The sequence below is a fragment of the Fibrella arboris genome (assembly GCF_041321095.1).
GTDB classification, from domain to species: domain Bacteria; phylum Bacteroidota; class Bacteroidia; order Cytophagales; family Spirosomataceae; genus Fibrella; species Fibrella arboris.
Genome location: NZ_JBGGWE010000004.1, coordinates 515,670 through 538,152, shown reverse-complemented (window position 1 = coordinate 538,152; position 22,483 = coordinate 515,670). Strand labels below are relative to the sequence as shown.

9 protein-coding genes and 1 pseudogene are annotated in these 22,483 nt (G+C 56.3%); 8 read left to right on the top strand and 2 right to left on the bottom strand.

The features are described 5' to 3' along the window. Positions 1–22 precede the first annotated feature (22 nt). Positions 23–418: a BlaI/MecI/CopY family transcriptional regulator gene (locus tag ACAW75_RS09730; protein ID WP_370728502.1), complete on the bottom strand. Its 396-nt coding sequence runs from the start codon at positions 416–418 to the stop codon at positions 23–25. Positions 419–577: 159 nt separating this feature from the next. Next, positions 578–2,650: a pseudouridine synthase gene (locus ACAW75_RS09725; RefSeq protein ID WP_370728501.1), complete on the bottom strand. Its 2,073-nt coding sequence runs from the start codon at positions 2,648–2,650 to the stop codon at positions 578–580. A 195-nt stretch (positions 2,651–2,845) separates the two neighbouring features. On the opposite strand from ACAW75_RS09725, the gene ACAW75_RS09720 reads away from it, so the two are divergent. From ACAW75_RS09720 to ACAW75_RS09685, 8 genes and pseudogenes are all read left to right on the top strand, one after another. Continuing rightward, complete coding sequence (locus ACAW75_RS09720; RefSeq protein ID WP_370728500.1) at positions 2,846–3,505, top strand: response regulator; 660 nt, start codon at positions 2,846–2,848, stop codon at positions 3,503–3,505. A gap of 57 nt (positions 3,506–3,562) precedes the next feature. After that, on the top strand, positions 3,563–5,479 hold the full coding sequence (locus ACAW75_RS09715; protein WP_370728499.1) for an ATP-binding protein: 1,917 nt from the start codon (positions 3,563–3,565) through the stop codon (positions 5,477–5,479). 114 nt (positions 5,480–5,593) lie between these two features. Then, positions 5,594–6,463 (top strand): annotated as a pseudogene (locus tag ACAW75_RS09710) (Rpn family recombination-promoting nuclease/putative transposase); the annotation flags it as partial. Positions 6,464–6,772: 309 nt separating this feature from the next. Continuing rightward, positions 6,773–8,539, top strand: a complete 1,767-nt coding sequence (locus ACAW75_RS09705; RefSeq protein ID WP_370728498.1) for a TonB-dependent receptor — start codon at positions 6,773–6,775, stop codon at positions 8,537–8,539. Continuing rightward, positions 8,523–16,379, top strand: coding sequence for a carboxypeptidase-like regulatory domain-containing protein (locus tag ACAW75_RS09700; protein WP_370728497.1), 7,857 nt, complete (start codon positions 8,523–8,525; stop codon positions 16,377–16,379). The genes ACAW75_RS09705 and ACAW75_RS09700 overlap by 17 nt, the downstream gene beginning before the upstream one ends. A gap of 29 nt (positions 16,380–16,408) precedes the next feature. Then, positions 16,409–18,445, top strand: a complete 2,037-nt coding sequence (locus tag ACAW75_RS09695) for a fibronectin type III domain-containing protein (protein ID WP_370728496.1) — start codon at positions 16,409–16,411, stop codon at positions 18,443–18,445. Between the two features lie 20 nt (positions 18,446–18,465). Continuing rightward, positions 18,466–21,993, top strand: coding sequence for a fibronectin type III domain-containing protein (locus ACAW75_RS09690; RefSeq protein ID WP_370728495.1), 3,528 nt, complete (start codon positions 18,466–18,468; stop codon positions 21,991–21,993). Further along, the gene (locus tag ACAW75_RS09685) at positions 21,981–22,454 is read left to right on the top strand and encodes a hypothetical protein (RefSeq protein ID WP_370728494.1); all 474 of its coding nucleotides are present in this window, start codon (positions 21,981–21,983) and stop codon (positions 22,452–22,454) included. Before ACAW75_RS09690 ends, ACAW75_RS09685 begins: the two co-directional genes overlap by 13 nt. Positions 22,455–22,483 lie beyond the last annotated feature (29 nt).

Genomic DNA, 22,483 nt, shown 5'->3' with positions numbered 1-22,483 from the left:
AGTTGAGGACTAACTGAACTACTTACTTGCTCGGGCCGGAACTGTTGCCCCGCTTATTCAATAGCTGAATGATCTCGTCGGCTTCATTCAGGCTCACGTTGCGCTCTTTCACGAAGAACGACACCAGCTTTTGCAGCGACCCGTCGAAATAGTTGGTCATCAACTGCTCGGTCTGGAAACGGCGATAGGCATCTTCGGTAATCAATGGATAGTATTCGTGGGTTTTTCCATACGCCGTATACCCCACCACGCCCTTCTTTTCCAGAATACGAATAATGGTCGAGACGGTGTTGTACGCAGGCTTTTCGCCCGTTGAATCGAGCGGGGGCAATTCGGCCAGAATGTCCTTCACGAAGGCCTTTTCCAGCCGCCACAACACACGCATGACGTCTTCTTCAGCATTGGTTAGTTCTCTCATAGTGGTGGCCTTCAACGATTGTGTAGGTAATGATAGAGCAAACGTAAGACTACTGATTTAGTTTTACAACTATTGTTTTAGTTATAATGTTCATAAAAAAGTCTTCTGTCTTCAGTCCTCAGTAGCGAAGCAACAGAAGACTGAAGACAGAAGACTTTTTTAAATCAAATACTTGAGCTTCACCACTTCTTTAGGCTCCAGGAAGCGCCACTTACCGCGTGGCAGTTCTTTCTTGGTGAGACCCGCGAAAACGGTGCGGTCCAGTTTCGTTACTTCATAACCCAGCGATTCGAACATACGACGAACGATCCGGTTGCGGCCTGAATGGATTTCTACGCCAACTACCTGGGCATCAGGCGTTACAATGGCGAGGTCGTCGGGTTTGATGTGGCCGTCTTCCAGGTCCAGGCCGTTCCGAATGGCTTCGAAGTGCTCTTCGGTGATCGGCTTGTCCAATTCAACCTGATACACTTTTTTTACATTATTCGACGGGTGCGTCAGCTTACCTGCCAGTTCGCCATCGTTGGTCAGCAGCAGCAGGCCGGTGGTGTTCCGGTCGAGTCGGCCAACGGGATACAGGCGGAACGGGCCGGCATCGGCCACCAGATCGAGTACCGTGCTGCGTTCTTCGGGATCTTCAGTCGTCGTGATGATGTCGCGGGGTTTGTTCAGCAACACATAGACCAGCTTTTCCGGGTTCAGTACTTTATTGCCATACTTGACAACATCGTTAGGTTTTACACGGTAGCCCATTTCGGTGACCACAACGCCGTTTACCTGCACATCCCCTTTCGCAATCAGTTCGTCGGCTTCGCGACGTGAGCAAACGCCCGCGTTGGCAATGTACCGGTTCAGGCGAATCGAATTCGGATCGCTTTCACGCTCCAGATTCTTGGCCACTTTCCGGGAACGCGGTAAGTTTTCCCGCATCGAATTCATGTTATAATTCGGTGCTTTTTCATACCGGCCGGTGCGACGCTCAAACGGTTTCTCGCTGTCTTCTTCGGTCCGGCTCCGGTTGAATGGCTTGCGTGGCCCTTCAGTGCGGGGGCGGGCATCGCGTGGTCCGCCGTCGCGACGGTCACCGCCATCGAATGGCTTACGTGCCGGCCGCTCGCCTGACTCGTCTCCCTGACTGCGGCGGTCGAACCGTGGCCGCTCTTCACGACTGTCGTCCCGGCGGTCTCCGCCACTGAACGGCTTACGCTCAAAAGAACGGTCTGATGAACCTTCCCGACGGTCATCGCGTGGTCCGCCCTCCCGGTTAAATGGTTTGCGCTCCGAGCGTTCGTCAGACGACCCTTCGGTCCGGTCGCGGCGATCAAAACGAGCACTGTTGCCATCGCGTGGTCCGCCATCGCGTGGTCCGCCATCGCGTGGTCCGCCATCGCGTGGTCCGCCATCGCGGCGGTCTCCGCCCGTAAAAGGCTTGCGGTCTGACCGATCACTATCGCGACGATCACTCCCAGCGAATGGTTTACGTTCTGTCCGATCGCCGTAGGCTGGCCGATCGCCATCCCGGCGGTCCCCGCCAGTGAATGGCTTGCGTTCCGGACGGTCGCCATAAGCTGGCCGGTCTGAACCACTTTCCCGCCGATCACCGCCCGTAAACGGCTTTCTATCGCCATAGGCTGGCCGATCGCCATCCCGGCGGTCCCCACCACTGAACGGTTTTCTATCCCCGTAAGCTGGCCGATCTGACCCACCATCCCGGCGGTCCCCGCCAGTAAATGGCTTCCGTGGTGCGTCCGATCCGGCGTTCCGGCTCCGATCACCATAGTCCGAACGATCCGATCGGCCATCGCGGCCACCTTCCCGGTTAAAGGGTTTGCGGTCTCCGTAGGCCGGGCGCTCCGACCCACCGTCGCGACGGTCTCCGCCATTGAACGGCTTGCGTTCTGGTCGGTCTGATCCGCCATCCCGCCGGTCTCCGCCACTAAACGGTTTTCTATCGCCGTAAGCTGGGCGGCCTGCCCCACCGTCCCGACGGTCACCGCCACTGAACGGCTTACGATCACCGTAGGCTGGGCGATCTGACCCGCTTTCCCGCCGATCTCCGCCCGTGAACGGCTTCTTGTCGCCATAGGCCGGGCGGTCTGACCCGCCTGAACGGGCGCCACCGAATGACGGGCGACTACCCCCAGTATTGAATCCACCACGGGCGTCATCCCGACGGCCTTCTGGACGACCTTTACCATCCCGGCGGTCGTTACTATCTTTATCTCGTTTCATTGAAAAATGCAGTAGTTGTTAACTGCCTGTTTGTGCTTAACCTCGCTGACCATCAGCGCCTAGTTTGGCGCCGGCCTTTTTGCGGGGACGCAAAGATACGCGTTTTTGTCCAATCCACCGGTATCATATGCTTATCCGATAGACGGACGTTGCTGTACCGTGTACTTTTGTAAAGATCACACCCCTTTGACCGCCATGATTCGGGTTTCACTGTACGACGACAATGACTCGCTACGCCAGACGCTGGTGCTGCTGCTCGATACGACCAACGACCTGCTGCCAGTCGGAGCGTATGACAATGCCATGCAAGTAGTTGAAACCGTTCTGCAGGATAAGCCTGATGTGCTGCTAATGGACATCGACATGCCGGGCCGGTCTGGTATTGACGCCGTGCGCCTATTACAGCAGTTAGCACATCCACCCCGCGTTTTGATGCTGACGGTTCACGAAGAGCCGGAAGCCGTGTTTGAAGCGGTTTCGGCTGGTGCTATGGGGTACCTGCTCAAGAAAACCCCGGCCGACCGCCTGACGGACGCTTTACGCGATGTAGCGGCGGGTGGAGCGGTAATCACGCCGACCATTGCCGCCAAGATGCTGACGGTTTTCCAGCAGCCGGCTACACGCAGGCCCACGCCCACGGTATCGCGTGGGCATACCGACGCGTTTGATCTGACTGATAAAGAGCGGGAAGTGCTACTCAGGCTGGTTGAAGGCGATAGCTACAAACTCATTGCGGCCCACTGCCATATCAGCATGGGAACGGTGCGCACCCACATCGTTAATATTTATCAGAAACTCCACGTCAACTCTAAATCGGAAGCCGTAGCGAAGGCCATGAAAACCGGGCATTATTGATAATACCATCATTTGTGTATATTTCAATCATGACTGTGATGCGTTGACCATCGATCTATGACGCCTGCGTACTGTTTCCGGAAAGTCAGTTGGGCTTTTTTTCTGTTGATCGGATTCGGCTGGCCCGGAACAGGGGATGGTCAGCCCGTCGACTCCCTGGCTCATCGGCTACAGGCAACTTATCGTGACACGGCCTACGTACGTACCCAGGCCCAGGCTGTGTGGCAGTTCTTACAACGGTCAAAGTTTACTCAGGCCGATTCGCTACTGACCAAGTCGGAAGAACTAGCCAATCGGCTCGATGATGCCCCCGGTAAATTCTACGTGCTGTATTACCGTGCACTGGCCAGCTATTACCAGGATCAGATAACCAAAGGCCTGCCGTATGCGCACAGGGCACTGGCAGTGGTAAATCAGTACAACTTAGCACCCCGCGAGCGGCAACTCGCCATGAGCCTGCATGGTGTGCTCTACTTTAGCATTCACCGCTACGCCGAAGCACTTCGCTATTACCTGGACGCTATCCGGCTCACCGAGAATCATAACCTGAGCTACCGGGTGACACCAGCTTACCTGGGCGCCGGCAATGTGTTGAAGGTGATGGGAAAAAATAAAGAAGCACTGGTTTACTATCGGAAAGCACTCACCGCCGCCAGCCGCGAAATAGAGCCCCGAATGCTGGTGCTGGCCGAAAACCACCTGGGCGACAGCCTGAGCGAGCTGGGCGAAGCCTTCGCCAACGAAGCATTACAGCATTATCTGCATGCCCTGCCCGTAGCCGAACGAAGCAATGCCCACGGCCCCACCGCCGATCTGCTCACCAACATCGGACGCATGTACCTGATGCTGAACAAGCCCGACAAGGCGTTGCCTTACCTGACCGAGTGCGAAAAGCTGGCTGAAACGGATAACCTGCTGGATCAGCTGGGCACCAACGACTGGGTATTCGGGCAGGTATATGCCAGACTTGGCGAGGCGGTTCGAGCCGAGACGTACCTGAAAAAATCGCTGGCGCTAGCCAAACAAATTGATGATGCCGAAGGAATGCGGGTACGTATTCAGACGCTGGCGAGTTTTTACGCCGATCGGGGGAACTTCGCGAAAGCCTATGCCTACCAGCGACAAAAAGCAGTGCTGAATGATTCGTTGTTCACCGTACAGGATGCCCAGCACGCCCAGGAAATGATTACCCGCTACGAAACGCAGAAGAAAGAACAGCAATTGACCCTGCTGAAAGCCCGCGCCGATCGGGACCGTCTGGAACGAAAAGCCCTCTTGACGGTCGGGGTGCTGATTCTGCTGTTGCTGGGTGCGTTAACGGCCTGGTATCTCTACCGCAGTCGACTCAAACAGGCGCTGATTCGGGAACAGATGCGGCAACGGATTGCGCATGACCTGCACGATGAGGTGGGCAGTACACTGAGTAGCATTTCGCTGCTGAGTGGCCTGATCGGTACCCAGTTAACGGCCAACAACACCGATGCCGCCGCACGAATGGTTCAGAAAATTCACACCGACGCCCGTCAGACGCTGGAATCGATGGATGAAATAATCTGGACGGTGAACCCCGGTAACGATTCGTTGCAACGCGTCATTCTGCGTATTCAGGAGTATGCTCAGCCATTGATGGAAGCGCAGCACATCGCCTTTTCACTGCACGTTGACCCACACCTGCACGATCAGCAGTTACCCATGGACGTTCGACAGAGTTTGTACTTCGTCATGAAAGAGGCGATTAACAACCTGTTGAAATATGCGGAAGCTTCCGAGGTAGTGGTGCAAATCAGGCAAAAGCAGGGGCAACTGAGGGTGACCATTGCCGACAACGGACGTGGGTTCAACCCGCAACTGACCGATAACCGCACGGGCCGACAGAGTATGCAGCAGCGGGCCGAAGCGATCGGCGGACAATTGCTGATTGAGTCGGTGCCGGGGCGGGGAACAAACGTAAGCCTGAGCGCGCCGTTTCAATAAAACAGATCACTTACATTTTTGTATTAATTGGCAAATTTTCAAGATATTAGAGGTGCTCTTTAGTGAGCGTCTGCATGGTTCCAAAACACGTACACGACCGATTTTTTTAAAGAATCCTTTTCCAGGCCGGATGTCGTCGTTGATTTTATTCAGGCTTATTTGCCTGCCGAATTCAGTAGCCAATTAAATAGAGCGTCATTGACCCGCTTGCCCGAATCGCACGTTGATGATGCATTAAACCAACACTATGTTGACCTGCTGTTTACGGCTGAGTTGGGCGACGTACCTATCACCATCGCCTTACTGCTGGAGCATAAAAGCTATCCGGAAGAATATCCTCATCTACAGTTGAATCGGTATCTGCTCAATTACTGGACGGAGCAACTGAAGGAGAAGCAACGTCTTCAACCCATTGTGCCGATTATCGTTTACCACGGTCACAGACAGTGGAAACAGCGGCCTATGCGTGCCTATTTCGATGAGACGACAGATCTGCTGGCCAGTTTTCTGCCTGATTTCCAGTACTATCTGATTAATCTGGTTGACGACCCCTCCGATAGGTTCGGGTTGCTAGAGTCATCTTATGCCAAGTTAACAGCAGGGTTGTTGAAAACTATCCGGCAAAAGCAAAAGTTGAAGCAAATGCTGGAGAGACTTGGCGAGGTAATTGATCAGTTAGTGCAGGACACGTTTGGCGAACAATTTGTCAAAACAGTGTATCTTTATGTTCACTGGGCCTCACCATTGACAGCTACTGAGCTAATTGCTATCTTTCGTACTATTTCACAAAAAGCAGAAAAAACAGTCATGTCTGCCGCTGAAACATTGATCAAACAAGGAAAACAGGAGGCCACACTCCAGCACGTCAAAGGGTTGTTGCGGGTCGGTATGGATGCTGAAACAATTGCGTCCGCGTTTGATTTACCGATTGCTACCATTAAAAAATACATTCGTCAGATTCAGAAGGAACAGGCCGATAAATAGCTCTCTGGAACCAGACGTATAAGCCAGTTCGAAAGGACTGGCTTTTTTTGTGTTTATCCGTAGAAACGTAAGCCTGAGCGCGCCGTTTCAGTGAGTAACAACCCGCGTTGCACTACGCGATTCTATGCGGGAAACTACGTACCATGCTTTATCTGTTTTTTTAGTTAAGTCGTTGATTATTAGGTATGTGTGCCAGAAAATCTGTATGGTCATTTAGTCATATCATACATTTATCCGATTGTGGCCGGGAAGGTAAGGGCGTAGTTTTGAGTCAGTTAAGTGCACTGATTCTATCCTACACCTTGCCCAATGAACGCCTCTCTATCCACACCGTTATGTTGGCTTTTCTGGCTCGTATCCTTGTCCGTCTTCGGGCAGGATACGATTACCAGGAAAGAGCCCTCCCTGTTGGCGAAGTATGTGAAGGTGTCGGGCGGTCTAAACGCCTACGCAGGTTTCTATACTGCCAATGGGATCGCGGGCCGGAATCAGCCGGCGCCAATCGGGTTGAGCGGACAGGTAACGATCGTACTGCCTCAGGGACTATCGATTCCAATAGCAGCGGTGTTGGGTAATCAGGGGGCGAGCTTTACGGTGCGGCAGCCGTTCAACCAGTTTGGCCTCTCGCCAACGTATAAATGGGTTACTGTTCATGCTGGCTACCGCAACGTTACGTTTTCGCCGTTTACGCTGGCTGGGCACACGTTTCTGGGGGGCGGTGTTGAATTGAATCCCGGCAGGCTGCGTTTTGGAGCCATCTACGGCCGCTTCAATAACGCGATCTCAGGTACGTTGGCCGACGCGAATGTGTTACCCAGCTACGGCCGGACGGGCTATGCCGTGAAGCTGGGCTATGGCAAACCCAACAATTACATCGACCTGACAATGCTCCGCGCCAACGATGACTCAGCGTCTATCCCGTCGGTGCCGCAGTCAGCTACGCAAACGGTAACACCGGCCGAGAATCTGGTCGTTGGTATAACGTCCAGGCTGTTGATTGTCAGGTATTTTACGGTTGAGGTAGACGCCGCGCTCAGTGCCTATACACGGGATGTTCGGGCAGGCAGGATAGAGGCTGAGGGCAGTAATCCGGTGGTTCGTCTGTTCGGAAAACTATACACGCCACGTCTAAGCACCCAGCTTACTCAGGCTGTACAGGCGTCGATTGGGTACCGCGATAAATGGGGCGGCCTGAAACTTCAGTATAAGCGCATCGATCCCAATTTCCAGACAATGGGGGCCTACTATTTCCAGTCGGACATTGAAAGCTACGCTATTGCTCCCTCGCTGAACCTGCTCGAGAATAAACTGCGGCTGTCGGGTAGTTACGGAGTACAGTTTGATAATCTGGCCAATTCGCGTAACGTTCGAACAGGGCGCACAATCGGCTCGCTGGTGGTGAGTTACAATCCGGCATCGAAGTTCGGTTTCGATCTGCAACTCTCGAACTACGGCATCAGCCAGCAGGCGGGGTTGCGGCCCGTAATCGACACGCTGCGACTGGCACAGAACAACTTTTCGGCCACGGCCAATCTGCGCTACACCGTTCAGAAAACAGACGTGGTGCAGTCGGTTAACCTTACCGCCACCCGGCAACAGCTCAGCGATTTGAACCCCAGTACGGCGGCACAGACGGAGAACACGAACCTGAACGCCAACCTGAGCTATACCTACCAGCAAACCACCACCGGCTGGGGCCTCACGGGCATGCTGACCTACACCCAGACGAACCTACCCGTGGCGTCTACGCTCGGTCTGCCCGACAGCACGAACGTACCTGGTGGCGTGCCGCCAGCGATCAACAATGGCATTGTTCGGTTTTATGGCCCAACGCTGGGAGTGAATCAGTCCTTTCTGAAAAATAAGATCAGTACGTCGGCCAATGTCAGCTACCTGGTCAATCAGCAGTTGGGCGTGACGGGTAAGGTGCTAACGGCTTCGCTGTCAGGTACGTATCAGGTGGCTAAGCGCCAGACCATCAGCGCCAACTTGTATTATCTCAATACCGATACCGGCATTGCAGCTCAACAATTCAACGAACTCAGAGGCAACCTCGGCTATGGCATCTCTTTTTAAACCCTGCACCGCAAAGGGCATAATGGGTCAACTTGCTTTTGGTAAAAAACGCCTGTGCGCCTGTGCGCTGTTCCTTTGCGTCTTTGCGGTGAACCCTGGGCAAGCCCAGAACGATGTGCAGGTGACCATCAGTGTGTTACCGCCCTACAGCGCCTATATTCAGGATTATGCCGGGGCGGGGAAACAGGTACAGATTTTTGTGCGCAATACCACCGCCAACCGGCTGAATGTCCGGTTGCAGGGCAGTGTTACGGGCAACAATGGCGTGCAGATTCAGACGGTGCCCAACTACCGCCCGCCGGTGCCGCTTTCGCTGGAACCCTTCCAGAACCGACTGCTATCCTATGCTGACCTGTCGGGCCTGTTCGATCTGAACCAGCTTGATATACAGGGCGTTGATCGGAATTCGCTGTATAAAGGGCTACCCCTGCCAGAAGGGAGTTATCAACTTTGTATCCGGGCATTCGATAATGCCACCAGCCGGCCACTGTCGCCCGAGAATCCGCTGGGGTGTTCGCCGCCGTTTCCGATCAAAGCCGTTGAGCCACCGATCCTGATCGCCCCTTTCTGCGATAGCGATGTGCAGCCCCTGACGCCACAGAACATTGTCTTTACCTGGACGCCTCCCATCGGTGTTTCGCCCGCCATGGTCGATTATACACTACGCATTGTCGAGTTGCCACTGGTGACGTCTGATCCGAACGTGTTTATCGATGCCGTGGTGCTGCCCAAGTCGGGGGTGGAAGTGAAAGGCCTGAAGACCAGTACGTTCCTGTATTCGGTAGTGCAGCCTCAACTGATTCCGGGGAAAAAATATGCCTGGCGGGTGCAGGCCCGCGACATCAGCGGAAAAACGAATTTCCTGAACGACGGCAAAAGTCCGGTCTGTTCATTCCAGTACGGCACTGTTCAACCAGTGGTGAGCGCTCCCGTATTGACCTACGACTACATGGCCTTCACAACACCCGCTGCACCCAAAGGCAAGACGTTGTCAACCGTGCCACTGGGAAAAGGTAAACCCCTGTACATCAGCTGGCAGCTCGACCCCAAACTGGCGCTGGCTGTGGCTGGCAAGCTCCCGGCCGATGCGGCGGCGCAGGCGGCCCTGCTGAAAGGAATGAGCTCAGCCGATCTGGCGAAAACAAAGCAGGTTGACCTCACCGGCACGATGCTCAGCTACAGACTGACACTGACAAAATTGCCTCTGGGGCAGAAAAAAGGAGGCGTGGTGCTGAGTCAGGTGGTGAAAACGCCGTTCTTCACCGCCGATCGGAAAGACCTGCCCGACATACTGGAACCGGGACGTACCTACCGGGCGAACCTTGATCTGCTGGGACTGACAACTGACCAGCGCACACAGTATAGCTTGCCAGCGGGTGCTATTTCGGCAGAGCCACGCAGTTTCTCGCTTATCAAACAGAACGTCGGGGCTGAATCAGACAGTGTGGTGGTGCGGGGTACGCTGGCGTTCCGGTATCCGGGCGAGGCCGGTACACCCCACCTCATGCCCACCACGTCGGTGATGATCCGCGAAATTTTTCCGAATGGGTATGAAGGCACGCTCATGGTGGGCAAAACCGACGCTTATGGCAACTTCCGCATTGCCATTCCGCGCGAGTTCATCAACCCGGTCGATACGCTGGTGGGTAAACCGGTCAGCCAGAAGGGCAAGGGCGACGTACCTGTGTCTGATACGACCTATACGTACACCCGCTACCGGATTGTGCCGGGGAATGGCTACCTGTTGCAACCCGACCAGACGTTCCAGATCTCGGACAAACAGGTCGGGGATTTTCAGATGGGAACGGTGGTGGCGCTGGCGCGTGGGTACCGCGTGGCGATTACGGCCCGGCAAGCGTATAAAAACTGGCCCGATGCCCCCAATGTCAACCTGAACGGAAAAACGCTGATCGTTTTCCGGAAACCCAATCCCTACACCCAGAAAGAATGGTTGCCCATAGAAGGCAACGTTGATCAGGTTTCGGCCCTGCAACAGGCGATACTGGATAAAGGCGCCAAGGCAGGAAACGCCGGAAAATCGGTGGTGACGGTCGGCGCTGCAGGCGCAGGTAAAGCCACTTCATCGGCCCCCGGCGTTGGGAAAGACACGCAGGTCAATTATGCCGGTCAGGTCGTTACAACGAGTAAAGAGACTGCCAGCGGCAAAGCGGGCAAATCGGCCGCCAAAGCAGGAAATACGCCTCAGAAAGCGGGTGTCGGCGTGACTAGCCTGGTTGATAAGGCACCCAGCTCCAACCTGCCGGATGGCGGAGGTGATTGGTCGGAGAAAGCGTCACCGGTTGTCAAGTCGGCCCTGAACGAGCTGAAAAAGGCGGGCTACACCTTCATTGGCGCGGGCGTGCTGACTACCGATGGCAATGCTTATAAAACCAGCATCGACCGGTTGCTCTACCGGTACGTATCCAGCGATGGCTACGGCATATACTGCCCCGATTGCGGACAAACGCCCGCCGACGGCGATGGGTTTTCACTAGTCGCCCCCAAAGAAGCCCTTTCTCCCGCGCTGTCCCGCACCGAGAGCTACACGTTCAACATGCAGACAACCACCCCGCCAGCGGTCACATTCACCGGTAAACTGGCGTATGCTTTTGCGGGAGGAACGTATAATTCAGCCAACAAAAAACCGTTGGGGAACACGCGTATCCGGTTGCAGGTGGTCTACCGCGACACGCACGTTCCAAACAGTAAATTCACCGCCGACGTACCCAGCCAGTACTACGACTTTCACCAGAAAATCAGTCCCACGCTGGCTACCACCGTTACCACCGGCGACGGCTCATTTGCCTTCAGCGTGAAAATGACCAAAGACCTGGTGCTGGGCGACCTGCCGCCGACCGAGGCATCGGGCACGGGCGAATTCATAGTCGCTTCGACCGTGTATCAGCGGGCACTTCGGGTCGTGGTCGACAATCCATACTATGCCAGCCCGGCCGAAACGTTTGGCGATACGCCCGGTGAGCAGATGAAGCCCTTGCAGAACTATGACCTCGGCGATATTACGGCGCGGGTGAAAAGCTACACGCTCTATGCCCAGATCAATTCCGATACCACGGGCCTGTCGCAGGTATTGAAGCAACAGGCGGGCGTGCGGCAGGAACTGTCGGGGGTAACCGTCTACGCGGTGCGGGCCTACCGGAAAGGCAGTTTCCCGATGCAGCCCTACATGGGGCCACCCCTCGACGAAGGGCAGGGACTCAAAGAGACAAAGGCATTTGGCGGTAGCTCGTACCAGTATATTGTGGTTGCCAAAGAAAAAACCAATGCCGAAGGAAAGGTGAGTTTTGCCCGGATGGTCATGGCTCAGGGTGAAGATGATGCCTACCTGCTGGCGGTCGAACCCAATGTTGACGGGCTGAACAATTACAAACTACCGCCCAAAACCATGCTTCAAACCGAAGGCTGGGGCGCTACCTACAGCATTACGCCAACACCCGCCGAAAAGGCCCAGGCCGAAAAACTGGGGAAAGTGGTGAAAGGCATGCAGCAGATCAACTGCACCACCAATACCTACGTTAGAAAACCAGCCTGCCCCGGCTGTCTTAATTACGAGATAATCGGGCCAATCGATCAGGCATCGGCGGAGGCGTACAAGCAAAGTCCATTCAAGGAGAAAGGATACGACGTGTACACCAAAGAGGAATCCTGCGAAAATGCGACTGGCTATTGGGTGGGCGATAAGCTCAAGACGACCAAGATCAATGCGAAGACGGTAATGGGGGCCTCGATGGTATCGCTGTTTGCCGATAGCTACGCGGCCTTCAGCTCCGATGTCGTAGAGCGATACCTGCCGCCGGGCCAGCCCACGGTGCGGGTGCGGGTGGTTGACAAAACCAACCCTGCCCAGGGAGTGAAAGCGGCCAAGGTGTACCTGAGCTATACTGACCTGAGCGGCAGCTCGGTGTTCAAGGCGGCAACCACAGACCCCACCGGCTGGATTCCGCCTTTTCTGGTGACGCCTGGTAAAAAGGCCATGCTCTACATCGACGCGCCGGGCTATGTCTTCGATAGTTATTCAGACAAGGAAGAGGGACCGGCCACCCCATCGTCTGATGGGACAACGATCAATCTGGGCGAATTAAACCTGGGCCAGAACGCGTACTTCCCCCGGATCCTGATGCAGCCCAACACCCGCATTATTGGCTCAACGCTGGATCAGGATGCGCTGGTGGCAGACCCAAAAGCCAGCCCTAAACCGTCGGTAGAGGCCTACGTGCAGGTTGATAATGGATTTTACAACAAGACGTACTACCATAATTCGACCCAGCGCTGGCGTTTTTCGGCTTACGGCCCCGACAATAAAATGGATTCGCTGAAGGTCTATCCGATCAACATCAGCTATTTTAATGAATACCGGCTGGTGAAGGCCCTGCCAAAACCAGTGGCCGATATGGCGCCAGGTACGTTCCGGATCGACGCCGGGGAGATACCCATTTACCAGCGTGACCACCGGCTGCTGTTCGACATACGTACCCAGAACAACACGAGCCTGGCCGGGGCAATGGTTCGGCTGTTTGGCCGCGACGAAGAAGGGTTCAAATTTGGTCCCAGCCAGGCCGTCGGTTCGCTGGAAGTGAAGTTTAAAAACGTCTCCGTCGAGAACCTGTTTGTCGAAATTTCCCGGACCGGGTACGTGACCAAAACGATTTCAGTGACCAATACCGAATCAAAAAAGGCCGTTACGCAGATCGTTTATCTAGATGAAGCCAATCTGATTCAGGGGACTGTGGTGACCAAAGCCGCCAACGGTACGGACACGCCCCTGAAAGGAGCTGAGGTGTTTGTCGACATGGGCGCCAACGCCAAAACGCCCGTCAGCACCACCACCAACGCCAGCGGCGCATTTACGCTGGCCGTGCCGAAAGGCCTGAAAACAGTGAATGTGCAGGCTATCTACAATGAGCCCGGCTTTACCTCGTCGGGCGGTGGCATCAACACGCCCAGTACGTTGAATGGGCAGCCGGTTAGCATCAATACGAGCGTGAATATGGGGCCGGGCCAGAGTTACGTGGGCGTTTCGGTGGCGCAGGCGTTGCCGCAAACCACTGGCCAGTCGCTGAAACTGACGTTGCAGCCCTTCACTAAATTCAAGATTGCCACGATCTGGGGCTTCCCCGTCAAGATCGAGACAGTGAAAGAGGTGGGGAAAGGGCAGGTCGAGGTGTCGGGTGAAGTGGAACTAGGCGGGTCAGAACGCGGGCCGTTTGCCATGATGGACCCTACCGTTCGGGTTCGCTTCGAGAAGGTACTGTTCAAGCCGTCTGCCGCTGATGCCACAATGGGCGAACCGGTTGAGTCGTCGGTGACGCTGAAAACGGGCATTCTCGACCAGTTGGGCTATTTCGACAAGCCGTACAAGCCAGGGCAGGTGCCGCGCTACAACGTGAAATTGACCGCCACTGAAGGCAGCTACAACACAGGGATGTTCAGGATTGTCAGGAAGGAGGGAAGCGCACTAGGGGTCGTCTACGCCAAAGCGCAGCTGATCGACAACTCGTTCAACTTCTCGGAAAACCTGTTTAGCTACGAAAAAGGCCAGTTTTACCTCTGCGACCTGGATAACCGCCGGGGGAACAATGTCGAAGTAGTGGCGTTCAATGCGGGCGCGGTGCCCATGAAGCGTACCAACTTCGGACTCAGTCAGGCGAATGGGAAGCCGCTGGAAATGAAGCTACTGGCCTTTAAGGCGACCAGCAGTGTGGAAGGGTCACGGCTGAAAGGCGACGAGATTCACCTGAACCCGACGCTGACCTGCACGATTCCGAACGCGCAGCCGGCCAGTATATCGGTGACGGTGGGCAACCTGGTCTTGAAAAACAACACCATCGATGCCAAATCGGGTGAGACGCCGCTGAGTTTCAAGCTGGCAGGCAACTGGAGCGTGGAGGTTCGTAACTGGACGCTCGACTACAAGCAGGGCGGTTTCTATTCGACGGAGGGTGTGGTGAAAACGGGGAAAGTCGACGTACCTATTTCGCTCTTCAACCTCCGCGCCGATTTCCTGAAGCTCGAAGCGGCCCCAACCAAAACGCTCGAACTGGCTGGTATTGCCAAGCTGAACGTGAATGGCAAAGCGTTCTTTGGCTACGATGCCGCTACTGGCTCCGATATGGCCGGCCACTGGAGCGTGGTGGTCACACCCAGTGTTGGCGGGAAAGCAGCGGCCAGCCTGGGCGCCGATTCGGGCTTGCCGGGCCTGACCAGCAGCCTGGATTTTGAGACCATTTCGTTGCTCGACAATGGGGAAGATGTGTTGACCTTCGGCGCAGCCAGCAAGGCGTTTGGCTTCTTCGATAACGTGATCCAGGTACGTCCCAAAACCATTGAAACGGGTAAAGACTACTTCGCCTTCGACGCGGGCATCAGCACTACTATTCCCAATGCACCCAAAGACCGGCAGGTACGTTTCGTGTACTACCGGCCCGACGGTAAAGGCCCGGTGGCCCTGAAAACGGTGATGATCGACGACTTCAGGGTCGATACCAAAGGGCAGGTGGCGTTTCAGGCGGTGCGCGATGTGGCTCCCGACAAGAGCGAAAAAATGGCCCTGTATCTGGCCAACGGCATGCTGGTGATGCGCGGGTTCGTGGAAGAGCCGGGTAAACTGAAGCTGGGCAATGCCAAAGGCGGCATGATGTTGCTGCACTCGGTTCGGCCTGGCGGCGGCACCTACATCACCCACGACCGGGAAGCGGACCTGAACAGCCCTCTCTCGCCCGATTTCGACAAGCTACTGGTCGCCGTGCCGATCAAGAACAATGCATTCAAAGCGAAACCGCTGGCGGTAGAACTGGGGAACAAAAGCTTCGCGAAAGTCTATGCCGAACAGATCGTGAAGAACGGGCAGTGGGAATTGCTCCAGTTTTCGGGTATTCCGACCGGCTTCGACATGCTACCCGCTACTGACGTGAACCGGATGAGCTTTACCAATTATGGGGCGGTGCGGGCCGAAGGACAGAAAATCAAAGCCGACGGGCTGGGCGCCTCCGAAGGGTTCCCTGGCCTTTCGCTGGAGTTCGACATGGCCAACAGCCGCCTGACCGGTACGGTGAAGCTGCCGCCCAACATGCCACTGCCGCCCACGATGACCGTCGAGCAGGGTATGGCGCAGGTGGTGATCGACCCGGCGGGCTTTTACCTGGTGGCGTCGGCAACGGTGCGCGATGTGCCCCTGATCATCCCCGTCACGATGAAAGCAGGCCTGATGCTGGGTTTTTACACCAGTCCGTCGTTTACCGAAGCAGAACCGATCCTGTTCCAGAATACGCACCGCAAAGCGCTTCCCTGTGCGTTCAACGGGGGGTTTAAAGGTGTGTTTGTCAACGGGGAAATACCGATTCCGATCATCGACAACTTCTCGTTTGAACAAAGCTTTGTGATCGGCAACGTGAAGATGGGCCTCAACGGCTACATCGACGGCTACTCGTTTGCCAACTACAACAACGGTGCTTTCAAGTTCGGGGCCGGACTGGGCGCGGGCGTACATTATTACGCCTACGGGTCGGTGCTGAACATCGCCGCGTCGGGATCGATCGACGTAGACGGGTCAGAGCAGGCCGATCTGAGCTACGACGTACCCAGCAAGACGATTGGCATGAGTTTCGGCATGAAACTGTCGGCTGATTTTAAAGCCAAACTGTACGTCGACCTGGGCATCGACTCGTATAGCACCGATCAGCAGATCGGGTTTTGCCTCGGCATGGGTCTGCCCAATGTGTCGTACCAGATCGGTGGCGGCGTCAATATCGCCGCGCCCAAATTCACCTGCGATTTCAACGCCTGCAAGGCTGAAGTCTGCCAAACCGTCACACCCGCTCCATGAAAACGATTTTTGTCAATCAAACTCGGCTTATGGCTTCGCACTACGTGCCCGGACGCGGGACAGCAATACACATACTCCTCCTCCTTGCTACCCTCCCCGCTTTCGCGCAATTTCCCAGCGTAAAAACCGGTCGGTACGGGGCGTTTGTACAGGCGAGCCGGGAGCTGCGCGGGCCTCGGTTTGTGCTGGAACGGACAGAAAGCGGCTCGCGCGACTGGAAACGGGTGGCGGTCAGTGATTACGCGCCCCGGTCGGCCGAGGAATTACGGGTACGTCTGCTGTCGCTGACGGCGAAAAATCCGTTGTACAGTCCGGCTTCGGATACGATGGCTGCTGTGTTGTTCCATCGGTTTTCGGCGGCCGACTTCACCGATTCGTTGTATACCTACGGCTACAATCCGCAGGTACTGGAAGCGTTGGGCGTTGGTTTTCTCGACACCTCGGCCGTGGCCGGACATACCTACGAATACCGCCTCAAAGGGCTGAAAGACGCTGCAACTACGTCGGGTCGCCCCTCAAAGCCCGTTACCATGCCCGATGCCAGAACTTCGGCAAGTCGTTCGGTTGGTGAACGCCTGGTTACTACGCCCCGCCTGGTACACCACCGGGCCGATGGCGCTACGGTCGAGGGGCACTACTGGCTGAAAAAACCAGTACCAACTCTGGCAGGTTTGCGGGTTCGCCGGGCCGCCTATGCCCAAACGGATTTTACAGATATACCGGCAGAGTGGGGTTTTCGGAAAGGAAAAAAAGACAGCGTCTTTGTCTTCTTCCTGGATCGGAACGTGCGCCGGAAAATGGTGTACCAGTACACGGTCACACCGCTTGATTTTCTGGGTAATGAAGGGCAAGCCTCGGATACGCTGACTGTGGCAGGGCTCCGCACGGGCGAAGCGCTGCCGGTGATTGCGCAGTTCCAGGCAACCAGTGCCGAAAAACAGCAGGCCATCCGGCTCTCATGGCAACTGTCGTCGACCAAAGACCTGCGTTCGGTCGATATCTGGCGCAGCACCCGCTTCGATGGGCCGTTTACGCGTGTGGCTACGGCTTTGCCGGCCGATACCGTGTATTATGATGCCAACGTGGAGCCGGTGGAGAGTTACTACTACCAGCTTCGGCCCAACGGCTATTACGATGAATTGCCCGCCTCGGTGAAAGTGTCGGGGATGGTGAAGGCATACCGGGCCAATCTGACGGCGCCCTCTTTTCTGAAACTCCGTGTCACACCCGATTCGCTGCACTTTAGCTGGAGCCGGAGCAACACCGACACGCGGGGCTATTACCTCTACTACTCGCCTGATCCTACAACACCTTTCGTGCCATATTCGGGCCTGATTTCAGCAACGGGGACATCGGCCCATCAGGCGGTAGCGGTGCAGAACCTGCCGGTTGGGGTAAGCTACCGTTGGGCCGTTGCGGCGCTGAATACCAGCTATAGTGTGAGTCCGATGAGCAATGAAGTGCATTCGCCGCTGCGTTTGCCCAACCGGGTAGCCACACCGATGAACCCGGTGGTACTGCCGCAGGAGCGGGGTGTGCTGGTAGTCTGGGACAATATGATCGAACTGGACCCGTACATAACCGGGTACGTTGTTTGCCGAACGGTGGACGGGCAAAAAGAAACCGAAGCTTACCGCCAAACCCGCACGGATCGCGCCCGCAATGCCTGGGCCGATAGCAGCGTGGTGCGGGGACGTACCTACACTTACCGGGTAAAAGCCGTTCGCAGCGATGCGGTTGAAAGTGCGTTCAGTGCGGCCACATCGCCATTTTTCCGGCCGCTGCCACCGGTATTGCCCCTGCGCGGCCTGGGCGTTATGCCAACCACAGAAGGCGTTCGGCTGTCGTGGAGCCCCCCGCTCGATCAGCAGCTGGATGGGGTGCAGGTCTATCGCTACACCGCCAAAACGACCAAGCCAAGGCTCATTGCGACGCTGCCCGGCCGAATGACTGACTACCTCGACCGCGACGCCACACCCGGCATTGCCTATTTCTACACGCTGGTGGCTGTTCAACCCGACAAGCGCGAAAGCGATCCGACTGATCCTGTTGGCATTAACTGGTAAATCCACACGCATCTGAAGCCATGAACCGATTGTATCAACTTCTCCTTTTGCTGACCGTCCTGCTGGCGACGGGCAGTGCCATCGCGCAGAGTAATGCGCCCACGGGGCTCAACGTCAACGTAAGCTACGGCGGGTCGATCTGTCTGCAGTGGACACCCAATGTGGCGGCGGCAACGGTTTACGAAATCGAGCGGTCGGACGACGGCCGTTCCGGCTGGAACAAAGTGGGTGATTCGCAGGCTGTTGCCGGTGGCGCGGGGTCGGCTGGTAATTACTGCGATCAGAATCTGCCCTCGCTTCGGACTTATTATTACCGGGTTCGTGGCTCGTTGGGGCGTAATACCTACACCAATTATTCGAACACGGCCAACGGAACCACCAAGGCCGCCCCACCCACGCCCGCTGCCCCCACGCTCTCCGACGTGACGGCCAATAGCATCAAGGCCACCTGGTCTACCCAGTTGGCTACCACCTACGAGCTGGACATGCAAACGGCGGGTGGCGCGTGGCAAGTGATCAATACCCAATCGTCGGGGCGAAACAGTAGCCTGAGTTATACCATCAATACCCTGACAGGCGGCGTCAGCTACTGCTTCCGGGTACGTGCCAGAGACGCGCAGGAAGGCACATCGAACTACTCTAATTCGGCCTGTCAAACTACGTCGCTTACGCCCACTAACATCCGGAATTTTGGGGCCAATGCCAACGGCAGCAGCAATTCCATTAAACTGACCTGGACTGGCTATGGTAAAGAATCGGGCATTACAATTGAGCGCAGCGAGGATGGCGGACGTACCTGGAGTAGGGTGAAAGACTGGCTGGCCGATGGGGGCGAATACACCGACACGGGTTTGCAGGCCGGTAAAGAATATTGCTACCGCATTCAGGAAAGTGGCCATGCCGTGTCGGAAACGAAATGCGCCACCACAGCCCAGCTGGTGCCCGAGCCCCCCCGCAACCTGCGGCTAACGGTCAACTCGTCGCAACAGATTACCCTCAACTGGGATCAGAGTCCATCAACCTTTGCCAGTGGCTATTACATTGAAGTAGCCGACAACCAGGGAGGGAATTATACGCGGCTGGACGAGGTCAGTGGGGTGGGTACGACCGAGTATGTGCACAGGAACCTGACGCCCAGCAGGCAATACTGCTACCGGGTAAAGACCAAATACAATACTACCCTGTCGAACCCCGGTAACGAACGGTGCGAAACCACCCAGGCACCGCCCATCACGCTGCCGAGCCCACCAACTGAACTGGCTCTACAGGTCGTCGGCGATAAGCAGATCACGCTTCGCTGGAAGGATAACAGCGATAACGAAACGAACTTCGCCATTGAACGGAGTACGGATGGAAAACGTACCTGGCAGCGTCATAAAGAGGTAGACAGGAACACAACCAGCTACGACGACGGTGGCCTGAACGCTAACACCGAGTATTGCTACCGGGTATTTGCCTACAACACGGCGGGCAACAGCCGTACTACCGACGAGCTTTGTAACAGCACCCAGGCCCCACCGGTTGTTAAGCCCAGCGCCCCGGCCCGGTTATCGGCCAGTGCCATCAGCTCATCGCAGATCAGGCTGGAATGGGCCAACACCGCAGGCAATGCCACGGGCATCCAGGTGGAGCGGTCGGAAACGGGAAGCGGAGGCAGTTACAGCAAGGTGAAAGACCTGGGGCCAACTGAAACGAACTGGACAGACGGAGGGCTTTCGCCTGCCAAAGCGTACTGTTACCGCATCCGGGCGGTCAACGGAAACGAAACGTCCGATTTCACCGAACCCAAATGTGCCACTACGCAGGCGCCACCCGTCACCGTACCGGCCCCACCTACCGAGCTGGTGGTGCAGGCCGTGAACGAGAAGCAGCTCGCCCTTCGCTGGAAAGACAACAGTGACAATGAAACGGGCTTTGCCATTGAGCGCAGCACCGACGGGAAACGTACCTGGCAGCGCCTGACAGATGTAGGGCCAAACAGTGGCACTTTCGACGATGGCAACCTGGCCGCCAGTGCCACCTACTGCTATCGGGTGCTTGCCTTCAATTTGGCCGGCAGCAGCCGGCCAACCGATGAGGTGTGTGCCACGACGCAGGCCCCGCCCGTTACGGCCCCCGCCCGGCCAACCGACCTGAAAGCGACAGCCACGTCGAGCACCGACATTGCTCTGACCTGGACGGATAACAGCCCGAACGAAACGCGCTTTGAACTACAGCGGTCGTTGACCGGCAATGACCCCTGGGAAACGGTAGACGCTAATTTGCCCCCCGATACCAAACAGAAAACGGACGGTGGCCGCGTGCCATCGACCCGTTACTATTACCGGGTTCGGGCGGTAGTGGTCGCGCCGACGGGAGCATCCCTATACAGCGACTGGTCAGACGTTGCCAATGACATCACGCAGGCCCTGCCACTCACGGCTCCAGACGTGCCGAGGGGGTTGAACGCCGTTGCCGTGTCGAGCACGGAAATCCGGCTGACCTGGACGGATGGCAGCGCCAACGAGTCGGGTTTTGAGGTCGAACAGTCCGACAGCCAGACAGGTACGTTTGTGAAGGTATGGACAACCGGGCCCAACGCCAGCGAGTACACGGTAGGGGGCCTGCAGGCCAGCCGCACCTACTGTTTCCAGGTACGGGCTGTCAATGCGGCGGGCCGGTCAGCCGTTGCGGGTCCAGCCTGCGCCACCACGCAGGCCCCACCGCTTACGCCGCCGACGGCACCGCTGGCGTTCAATGCCAGTGCGGCATCGACGTCGCAGATTAACTTAAGCTGGACCGATAACAGCAACAACGAAACCGGGTTTGACCTTCAATGGAGTACTGCCAGTGCCGGCCCGTGGACGAGCTTACCCACGCAGGCGTCGAACGTGACCACGTTTGCCCACACAGGCCTGTCGCCCAACACGCGCTATTATTACCAGCTTCGGGCAACGAATACGGTGGGCAGTTCGGTCTGGGTAACGGCCAACGCCATCACGCCCGCCCTGCCGGTTCCGTCAACGACGGCTGACCTGAAAGCAGAAGTTGCCGATTACGACCAGATAAAACTGACCTGGGGAGCCATCACCAATACCCCAGCGGGCATTGTGGTGGAGCGGTCGACCAGCCCAACTGGTAGTTTTATACAGGTTGGACCGGTGCTGCCGGGAACGGCTACCACGTTTACGGATACCGGCCTCCCCGAACTGACAACCTTCTACTACCGGATTCGGTCGACCAACGCCAATGGCCAGTCGGGAAACAGCAATATCGCCTCGGCCAAAACCCCGGAGTCGATCATTGCGGTACGGCCACAACCACTGCCCGAGGGAATCTACGCCCATGTAGACCGGGGCACCCTGTTCGTCACGCTGAACTGGAACCAGTTCAAGGAAACACAGCTGCGGGTAATCGGCCTCACTGGGCGCGAGTTGCTAACCGATCAGTGCCGCGTCAATGGTGGGATTCTGTTCCAGTATGATGTGGCCCACCTGCCTGCCGGGGTGTATGTGCTTTGCCTGGATACCGACAAAAACCGATTCACGAAAAAGATATGGATACCATAAAAAAATCCGCTGCGGGCCGCCGCAGGGTTTATTGTCTGCTGTTTTCAGTTGCTACGCTGCTCTTCCCGGCCTGTCAGCCTAAAGCACCGGAGCCGCTGTCGATTGGGAAAGTCTGGAAAGCGCAGGTGGTGAAGGAAGGCGATCAGGTGGTGTATACACAGGGCGGTACCGGCAATACGCAGCCTGGGTACGTTAATTTCCGCCTCGACCTGACCAACCCGCAAAAGGTGACGCTGATCGACCGCGATGGGAAGACCATCGTAGGTACGTGGTCAGTCTCGCCGGATAACAAACGGTTGATTCTGGAAAACCTCAAGCCCATTCCGTCCAGCACTATCGGGACCATCGAATATTACATCACCACTCCGCCAACGCCAGGTACGTTGCCGTTGCAACGTACCGCTGAAAGCAGGAAAACGGGTAACACGGTGAATGACTACCAACTCGTGCCACTGGAATAGGTGACAACGATTCTATTGGTATACCCAAG